Annotated in this window: 4 protein-coding genes and 1 pseudogene; 1 reads left to right on the top strand and 4 read right to left on the bottom strand. The window is 59.2% G+C overall.

Annotated elements, in window-relative coordinates; all coding sequences use genetic code 11:
• Positions 1–129: 129 nt before the first annotated feature.
• Both A3754_RS14950 and A3754_RS14945 read right to left on the bottom strand, forming a co-directional pair.
• The gene (locus A3754_RS14950; RefSeq protein ID WP_156497013.1) at positions 130–1239 is read right to left on the bottom strand and encodes a PepSY domain-containing protein; all 1110 of its coding nucleotides are present in this window, start codon (positions 1237–1239) and stop codon (positions 130–132) included.
• Positions 1240–1277: 38 nt separating this feature from the next.
• Positions 1278–3425 carry a TonB-dependent siderophore receptor gene (locus A3754_RS14945; protein ID WP_063520335.1) on the bottom strand — a complete coding sequence of 716 codons (2148 nt, stop codon included), beginning with the start codon at positions 3423–3425 and terminating at the stop codon, positions 1278–1280.
• A 203-nt stretch (positions 3426–3628) separates the two neighbouring features.
• Between A3754_RS14945 and A3754_RS14940 the strand changes: the two genes are divergently transcribed.
• Positions 3629–4354 carry a pseudouridine synthase gene (locus tag A3754_RS14940; RefSeq protein ID WP_063520334.1) on the top strand — a complete coding sequence of 242 codons (726 nt, stop codon included), beginning with the start codon at positions 3629–3631 and terminating at the stop codon, positions 4352–4354.
• A gap of 36 nt (positions 4355–4390) precedes the next feature.
• On the opposite strand, the gene A3754_RS14935 is transcribed toward A3754_RS14940, so the two are convergent.
• On the bottom strand, positions 4391–5275 hold the full coding sequence (locus A3754_RS14935; RefSeq protein WP_063520337.1) for an oxygenase MpaB family protein: 885 nt from the start codon (positions 5273–5275) through the stop codon (positions 4391–4393).
• 129 nt (positions 5276–5404) lie between these two features.
• Positions 5405–5846, bottom strand: a pseudogene (locus A3754_RS14930) (LysR family transcriptional regulator); the annotation flags it as partial.

Raw genomic sequence — 5846 nt, 5'->3', positions numbered from 1 at the left:
CGGCGGCCACCGGGATGCCCAGGCCCAACCAGGATACTCCGTCGTAGATGCCATCGCCGAGCAGGGCGGCCAGCAGCCCCACGATACTGGTGATGCCGATGAACAGCGGAATGGCAAAGATACGGCTCATCATGCCCCTCCAGCGTTGTTGTTTCGCCGCCGTACCCACCACAGGTACAGGCCGGTCACCAGCACCACAATGGTAAACAGGTCCAGTACAAACCAGAGAATCTTCAGCGGTAATCCGCCGTAATCCCCAAAGTGTAGTGGCCCGGAAAGGGCGAGTGCCTTGTTGTACCAGGGCATCTCCCGCATGCCGGCAAACTCGCCGGTGCGGGCATCAATCAGCACCGGTGTGGTGATGTGCGAAGTCAACGGCGTGTTGCCGTGCAGGAAAATGGCGTAGTGGTAGTTGGTGGACCAGTCGCCACCGGGGAAGGCCACGAATTGCAGTGTCATGTCTGGCGCTGCTTCCACTGCCTGCTTGACGGCCTCATCCAGCGAGGCCATTTCAGCCGGGGTGGGAACGGTGTCGCCCTGGTAGCCGGCAGTCAGGTCGGCCAGTGCCTGGGTTCGCCAGGTAGTGGTGATAGGGTCGGCAAGGCTGTTCACCACGCCGGTGAGACCCACCACGGTGAGCCAGGCGACGGTCACAATGCCCAGCAGGTTGTGATAGTCCAGCCACTTGATGCGTTTGGCGCGCCGGGTGCGCAAGGCACCGAATTCCAGTTTGCGCATGAAGGGGGCATAGAGCACAACGCCGGACACAATGGCGATGATCAGCAGCAGGCCCATGGCGCCCAGGAACAGCATGCCGGGTAAGCCCAGGAACATGTCGGTGTGCAGTTGCAGCAGGAATTCCATGATGTCGAAGCCATCGTGCCCGGGTACCGGCTCGCCGCTGGTTCGATCGAAAGATGCCATGGTCATGTCGCGTCCGGGGGAATCCGGCGCGGGACCACTGGTGACGTTGATAACCGGGCGGTCGATATCGAAGCTCATGTACAGCGGGACTTCACCAGGGCGGTGCTGCGCCGCCTGCTCGAGAATATCGTCCAGACTCAGCAGCGCACCGTCAGGGTTGGCGGGTTGCCAGTGGTCACTGTGGAGAACGCTGTCGAGTTCATCATGAAAGATCAGCGGCAGTCCGGTGATGCAAAGCATTAACAGGAAGGCGGTGCTGATCAGGCTGGTCCAGGTGTGCAGAGAAGACCAGATTCGGAACGTGCTTTGTTTCATAAAAGATTGCCCCGGCAGGCCGGGGCGTTTCCCTGGGATCAGAATTCGTAGGTGCCGGATAGCATAACGGTACGCGGAGCGCCTACGGTCAGGTAGCTGGAACCGGGGAAGCCGCCGGCGGAAGCCCAGTAGTCCGCATCTGCCACATTCTCTACCCGGGCGCGCAGGGTCAGCATCTTAGCGTCTCCGACCGGGATCAGATAGCGGGCACCGAGATCCAGGCGGGTCCAGTCCGGTATTTTCTGGGTGTTGGCGGCGTTGGTATATTGGGAACTGGTGTAAATCACGCGGCCGTCCAGGGACAGGCCTTCCGTGCCGGGGACAGCCCAGTCCACATTCAGGTTGGCCTGGGTGTCCGGGGAGCCGATGGCGTCTTCACCATCCACGTCGGTATCCAGCAGGCTGACACCGCCGAGCACTGTCAGGCTGTCCAGTGGCTTGCCGTAGGCCATCAATTCCAGGCCGTTGTTTGTCTGGTCATCCACGATTTTGAATGTGTTGTTGCCGTCGAAACCGGTGATGGGCTTCTTGCTCTGGAACAGGGAAACGCTACCGCCCAGGTTTCCGGCATCGAACTTCATGCCCAGTTCGGTCTGTTCGGTGGTGAAGGGGGCAATGGTTTCCCCGGCGTTAGCCACCGGCTGGCTGTTGTTGTTGGCGGGAGCGTTACCGCCAGCCACCAGGCCTTCGATGTAATTGGTGTAGAGGGAGACGGAATCGGTGAGGCGGTACAGTACGCCAACGGACGGGGTCACATCGTTGTCTTCGTACTTGTTGCCTCGGGCGCCGGTGTCGTAATCGTAGCTGGTGTCTTCGATTTCCTGGTAGCGGGCACCGAGTGTCACCAGTAGTTTATCGTCCAGCATGGCAAGCTGGTCAGCCAGTGCGACGCTGCGCATCTGGGTTTTGATGGTGGTTTTGGGATCGTTCAGATCGCCACCGGCGAAACCCAACGCCGGCATGGGAGCCGTCTGGGGATTATAGATATTGCCGGTGATGCCTCCCCCAAAGATAAAGGCGTTCTTGGAGTCCAGTTCATAGCTGGCGCTAGACAGGCTCAGTGTGTGCTTCACCGGGCCTGTAGCGATATCCCAGCGAACCCCGGCTTCGCCAGTGATGACGGTATCTTCGCGGACATTCTCGAAACGGCTCGCGGTGTAATCGCCCGCAGTATTGTTAACAGTGGGATTGGCGAAGATGGCATCTTCGTCGCCCTGGCGGGCCCCGGCAGCAAGCCAGGCGGTGACGTTATCCGCAAAATCATACTCTGCGCGCAGGGTGCCAAACAGGTCTTCAGAGTTGGAGTAAGTCCAGGGCTGGGCGACGCTCTTGTCCGCATCCGGGGTTTTCTGGATGGGTACGCCGGAGGCAAAGGTGATGCTGGGCATGGAGGCATCCATACTGAATTTCTGGAAGCCCAGGTCGGCGGAGAGACGCAGGTTTTCTTCGCGGAAATCCACACCGATATGCGACATGGATATTTTCTGGTTTTCGCCATCCACAGCGGTGTCGCCATCGCGGCGGGCGGCGTTAATGCGGATGCCGGCACGGCCGTCGTCACTACGGCGCGCCAAGTCCACGGCACCGTAACCCTGGCCGCCGCTCTCCACGCCGAGGGTGAACTGGTTCACCGCATAGTTGGGGGCGCGCTTGGGCAGTACGTTGATTGCACCGCCCAGCCCACTGCCGCCGGGCGCAGCGCCGTTCAGGAACGCATTGGCGCCGCGGAAGACTTGAACGCGCTGAATGAACTCCGAGGACAGGTATTGGCGAGGGAGCAGGCCATAGAGGCCGTTGTAGCTCATGTCGTCGGAGTACACCGGCAGGCCACGTACCAGATAGACTTGCTGGAAGTTGCCGAAGCCGCGGGCAACCCGCACCGCCGGATCATTCAGCAGCACATCACCGACACTCTCCGCTTGCTGGTCTTCGATCAGCAGCTCTGTGTAGTTGGTGAAACTGTAAGGGGTTTCCAGGCTATCCTGCTTGCCAAGGATCCCCAGAGAACCGCCTTCGGCCACCTGGCCACCGGCGTAGGCTTCACTAAGGCCTTCCTTGGAGGCGTCGGCACTGCTTTGTACTTTTACGGTTTCAAGAACATGGCTTTCTTCCTCGGCTGCATGGACAAAAGTGGCGGTGAGACAGGCGAGTGTCAGTGCGGTCAGGCGATAGGGAAAGGTCGACATGGCAATCCTGTAGTGACAGCGGAGGGTTCATTGGGATAACGGTGCAGCTAGATAGTGGCGCAGAGCGTTATCCTGGGCGCTCTTGATAAAATTATGGCTGTTAATGGGAACTGTTTGTATTCTCTTTTCATAATAGTCTTTTTCTAATGCCTGAATAGCATTTAGCTATCACGGTTTGAATGGCCGGCAGGTAGACTGTGCCGATGCCAAGCCGCAACCACCGACTCGATCGTTTTCTCAGCCAGGTTCTGCAAGTCAGCCGCAGCGGGCTGCGTCCGGTGCTGGCTGCGGGGCGCGTGCGGGTGAATGGCGTGCCGGTAAGGGATCGTCAGCAGCGAATCGGCCCGTTCGACCGGGTAGAGCTGGACGGGGAGCTGCTGCAAAGTGAGGCGCCGCGTTACCTGATGCTGAACAAGCCTGCCGGCGTGGTCAGCGCCACCAGTGACGATCAGCACACCACTGTGATGGATCTGTTGCCTGCGTCACAGCGCCAGGGTTTGCATCTGGCCGGCAGGCTGGATTTCAACAGTACCGGCCTGGTGTTGCTGACCAACGATGGCGCCTGGTCCCGGCAGCTGAGTCAGCCGCAGAGTCAGGTTCGTAAGCACTATCGGGTGACGGTGGAGCAGCCTCTGACGGAGGCGTATGTGGCCGCATTTTCCGAAGGCATGTGGTTCGCATTCGAGGGCATCAAGACACGCCCGGCGACGCTCAGAATTCGTAGTGCTTACGAGGCGGATGTCTGGCTGTGCGAAGGCCGTTATCACCAGATCAAGAGAATGTTCGGACGTTTCGATAACAAGGTGCTGACGTTGCACCGCTTGGCTATCGGTCATCTGGTTCTGGATGAAAGCCTGGCCCCGGGGGAGAGCCGTGACCTGCTGCCTGAGGAGGTGGCGGGTATCGCAAGGTTGCCGGTAAAAGGATAGGGGGGTATGCCCCCTACCAGGATTGGCGAGCAGGGTTCAAATGAGAGGCTTGCCTTTTTTCAGCCGGCGACGGAAGTCCCAGAGCGGCAGCAGATACGCGGCCTGGCGAATAGGGCGAGGAAAGAGGCGGCTGATACGGCCAGCCATCCGCACAAAGCGTTCAAACTTGCGCTGCTTGTCGTCGTTCCATTCCAGCTGCATCTGATCGCGCAGTTCCTGAGGAAGAAAGCCGGTGGTGACAAACCGGTTGAAGCGGCTGAACAGTAACTGGCTAACCGGATTGAGGAATTTCAGATCGGCGATGATCATCAGGAATTCACGCACACGGTCATCAATGCTCAGGTTCTTCAGGCCGTTTTGCCAGTACGCCTCAAAGCCATCCAGATCCCGGGGCCACATGTCCTGGCGAACCTGCAGGGTGGTGCCCAGCGGGTGAGATAACTGATAGAACTCTTCCTGCTCTGCGCGGCTCAGCGTCCGGTTAACTTTCTGATAGGTATCCACAAAGCCCCAATACAGGCAGGCGGCAACCCACATCTGCAGTTCGGGGTCGAAGGCATTGTATTTTACCGGGGAGCTGTCAGTGGAATAGACCTGCTTGTGCGCGCCGTTAACGGCTTTTCGATAGGCCAGCTTTTCTTCGCTCGTGCCCATCATGGCAACGGCCAGATAGGTAAAGGTGGTGCGGGTGCGTTTGAGCGGACGGTGCAGGACGGAGCCACTTTTTACACGGCTCTCGGCGACGCCGTAACCGACCGCGGGCAGGGCCAGCTGCATGATGATATTCGCCCCGGCGGACAACATAACGGTGTTGTCCAGAACGCCGGGGAATTTGCGATCCAGTTCTTTGGCGCTGAGAGGTTCCGGCCATTGGTTCTCAAGCCGGGTTTTGTTATCGAAAGCAGAGGCTTGTGCTGTCATTTTGTTCATCCTCGAAAGCCGGTTCTGAACCGGTCATGCGCTCGTTTCAATTTATGCTAACGAGGATGTGGTGATTACACAATGAGACAAAATAAATTATTTGTATCGTTTCTGGTGTTTTCTGACCCATTACAGCCGCAGGGCCCGGAAAACGGCCCGGACATGGCCAGCCAGCACGTGGGTGGCAGACCCTTCTTCGCCGCGGTAGAGCATGGCGATTTGATAATCGCCCAGCTCGGGGAGTGCAAATTCGTCTCCCAGCTGCTGTAGCGGGGGCTGAATGAGGCTGAGCGGAAAGGGGCCGATGGCGAGATCCGCCTGCATGGCCGCTTCCTGGCCGGCACAGTGCTCGCTGGTATAGGCAATCCGGTAGCGATGTTGGCTGTGGTCCAGCGCCTCCAGGGCCATTTTGCGCCAGGGGCAGCCCTGGCTGGCCAGCGCCAGGGGGAGGGGATTTTGGGTCACCGCGATACCGCTCTGGGCGCCTGCCCATACCAGGGGCTCGCTATGTACCACTTCCCCTCGTGCTGGCCGTGCCTGCTTGCCGGTGGTCACCATAATCAGGTCCAGC

Source organism: Alcanivorax sp. HI0083, from assembly GCF_001635175.1.
The sequence above is the reverse complement of the archived record's forward strand: the minus strand, read 5'-3'. Positions and strand labels throughout refer to the sequence as shown.

Bases quoted from the DNA above. Each gene is read 5' to 3' on its own strand.
- A3754_RS14935 (WP_063520337.1), bottom strand. From the start codon at position 5,275: ATGACAGCACAAGCCTCTGCTTTCGATAACAAAACCCGGCTTGAGAAC.
- A3754_RS14950 (WP_156497013.1), bottom strand. From the start codon at position 1,239: ATGAAACAAAGCACGTTCCGAATCTGGTCTTCTCTGCACACCTGGACC.
- A3754_RS14945 (WP_063520335.1), bottom strand. From the start codon at position 3,425: ATGTCGACCTTTCCCTATCGCCTGACCGCACTGACACTCGCCTGTCTC.
- A3754_RS14940 (WP_063520334.1), top strand. From the start codon at position 3,629: ATGCCAAGCCGCAACCACCGACTCGATCGTTTTCTCAGCCAGGTTCTG.